The organism is Halorubrum sp. SD612 (assembly GCF_002135005.1).
The window spans coordinates 1-2,712 of record NZ_NEWI01000246.1 but is presented as its reverse complement, the minus strand read 5'-3'; the positions used below and the strand labels follow the sequence as shown (position 1 = coordinate 2,712).

Sequence of the window (2,712 nt, the reverse complement as noted above, 5' to 3'; positions counted from 1 at the left end):
GGGGCGGGGGCGTTGTTCGTGGGCGGGGTGGGCCCTCGGGTGGGCCGCGCCGCGCTCGAACGGCGACATGTCTAAGAGCCCGTCGCCCGCCGGCTTCCCGACGATCGGGTAGCCGAAGACGGGGCGAGCGAGGAACGCGGTCGCGAACACCGACACCGCGATGAAGTCGGTCGGCGGCGTCATCTCCAACACGTTGATGAAGACGCCGTTCGCGATCCGCGTGAACAGCATCCCGACGACGCCGAATATCGCGCCCACGGCGAGGATGTCGGGCTTCGTCCCGAACGCGTACGTGATGTCCTTCCCGAAGTGGTACCCGCCGTCCGCGGGGTTCATCTCGGGGTACTTCTTGCCGGCGTACGCCGAGGCGGCCACGCCGCCCGCAAACGCGATGTGCGGCCCGGTGATCGCCCCGAAGCCGATGACGCCGGTGATGCCCGCCGCGAGCTCGCCCGCGGGGATGCCCTCGATCGCGCCGATCTGTCGCTGGAGGATCCCGATACCCTCGCCGAGGAAGACGACGAACCCGGTGAAGATGAACGCGGGCAGCGCCCCGATGGCGGCGCCGAACGCCCCGCCGGCCAGCGCGGTGATGAGCAGCAGCAGGAACGCCTCGACTTCCATTCCGATGACCGGGACCTGAAGCAGGAGCTCGTTCATGCTCTACTCCGCCTCCTCGTCGTCCCGCGCCCAGTTCAGCGACCGCTCGACCGCGTCGTCCCAGCGGCTGTACAGCTTGTCGACCTCGCCCTGCGACTTCTCGGGCGTGAACTCGCGGTCGATCTGCCAGTTGTCGCGCAGCTCGTCGACGGAGTCCCAGTATCCCACGGCGAGCCCGGCGGCGTACGCCGAGCCGAGCGCGGTGGTCTCGTCGACCTCCGGGCGCGCGATCTCCGTCTGGATGATGTCGGACTGGAGCTGACAGAGGAAGTTGTTCTTGACCGCCCCGCCGTCGACGCGGAGGCTCGTCATCTCGACCCCTGAGTCGGCCTCCATGGCCTCGGCGAGGTCGCGGGTCTGGTACGCGATGCTCTCCAGCGTCGCGCGGACGATGTGCTCTTTGCTCGTGCCGCGGGTCATCCCGACGATGGTTCCGCGGGCGCGCCCGTCCCAGTGCGGCGCGCCGAGCCCCGTGAACGCCGGGACCATGTAGACGCCGTCGGTCGACTCGACCGACCGCGCCAGCTCCGCGGTCTGCGCCGCGTTGTTGATCAGGTCCACGTCTTCGAGCCACTCGATCGCCGCGCCGGCGATGAAGATGGAGCCTTCGAGCGCGTACTGGACCGGTTCGCCGGACATCTGGAACGCGACCGTCGTGAGCAGCCCGTTGTCGGACGCGACGGCGTCCTCCCCGGTGTTCATCAGGTAGAAGGCGCCGGTGCCGTAGGTGTTCTTCGCGTCGCCCTCGTCGAAGCAGGTCTGGCCGAACAGCGCGGCCTGCTGGTCGCCCAGCGCGCCCGCGACCGGGATCTCCTCGCCGAGGAAGCCGTCGGCGTCGGTGTGCCCGTAGTAGTCCTCGTCGGAGGAGGGGCGTACCTCGGGTACCATCTCCTCCGGCACGTCGAACTCGTCTAAGAGCTCGTCGTCCCACTCCATCTCCCGGATGTTGTACAGCATCGTCCGGGAGGCGTTGGTGACGTCAGTGATGTGGTTGCCCGTCAGGTTGTAGATGAGCCACGAGTCGATGGTGCCCATCACGAGTTCGCCCGCGCGAGCGCGGTCGCGCAGGTCGCCGCCCCGCGAGCTCTGCATCTTCAGCGGCTCGGCGTTGTCGAGGATCCACTCCGTCTTCGTCGCGGAGAAGTACGCGTCGGCCTCGAGGCCGGTCTTCTCGCGGATGTCCTCGACCCTGTCCGCCTCCTGTAGCTCCTCGACGCGGTCGGTCGTCCGGCGGTCCTGCCACACCAGCGCGTTGTGGACCGGCTTGCCCGAGTCCTTATCCCAGACGATCGTCGTCTCGCGCTGGTTCGTGATGCCGATCGCCTCGAGCTGGTCGGCGTCGAGCCCCGCGTCCGCGAGGCCGTCGAGGACGACCTGTTGGGTGTTCTCCCAGATCTCTATCGGGTCGTGTTCGACCCAGCCCGGGTTCGGGTAGATCTGCTCGTGCTGTTCGTAGGCGTTCGCGACGACCTGGCCCGCGTGGTCGAACACCATGAATCGGGTACCGGTCGTCCCCTGGTCTATCGCACCGACGTACTGTGTCATGTTGTGGATCCCTCCTGTGGCGCTGGTCCGCGTGCGGCGGTGGCCGGGTCGCCCTCGCCGTCGAAGGCGATCCCGGTGCCGCGTTCGCTGTCGCGTCGCGCGTCCGCTCGGTCAGACCCGTCCGGAGCCGACCCGAGACGGCCGCGAGGCGTTCCGACGCCGCCGCGACATATCTTCACGGAAGCTACCACGCCGATCGTGAACATAATGTACTACCATAATAATCTTCCTGTTGAAATCCCGACTTCGGCGCGAGTGAAAAAGTGTGGTATATAATTATATCGGCGCCGGCGGCGATCACACTACTTGAATGTCCCTTATAGTTATGAGTGGAGTGCGGCGGGAGGTAAAGTAAAGTGGTCGTGGTCCAAGGGCCCCGTATGGACAGACAAGTGGACGTCGTCGTCGTCGGTGGGGGGTCGACGGGGTGCGGCGTCGTCAGGGACCTGGCGCGACGCGGGCTCGACACGGTCCTCGTCGAGAAGGGGAACCTGACGCACGGCACGA

General features: G+C 67.1%; 2 protein-coding genes and 1 pseudogene. 1 reads left to right on the top strand and 2 read right to left on the bottom strand.

Features of this window, described 5'->3' with window-relative positions; genetic code table 11:
* Together B9G38_RS15860 and glpK are read right to left on the bottom strand one after the other, a co-directional pair.
* A pseudogene (locus B9G38_RS15860) lies at positions 1-660 on the bottom strand (hypothetical protein); the annotation flags it as partial.
* A 3-nt stretch (positions 661-663) separates the two neighbouring features.
* Positions 664-2,205 (bottom strand): glycerol kinase GlpK, encoded by a 1,542-nt coding sequence (glpK, locus tag B9G38_RS15855; protein WP_086221017.1) that lies wholly within the window; start codon positions 2,203-2,205, stop codon positions 664-666.
* A 380-nt stretch (positions 2,206-2,585) separates the two neighbouring features.
* Here glpK and B9G38_RS17950 point away from each other — a divergent pair.
* Positions 2,586-2,712, top strand: a 127-nt coding sequence (locus tag B9G38_RS17950) for an FAD-dependent oxidoreductase (protein WP_143415536.1), incomplete at its 3' end; no start/stop codon positions are given.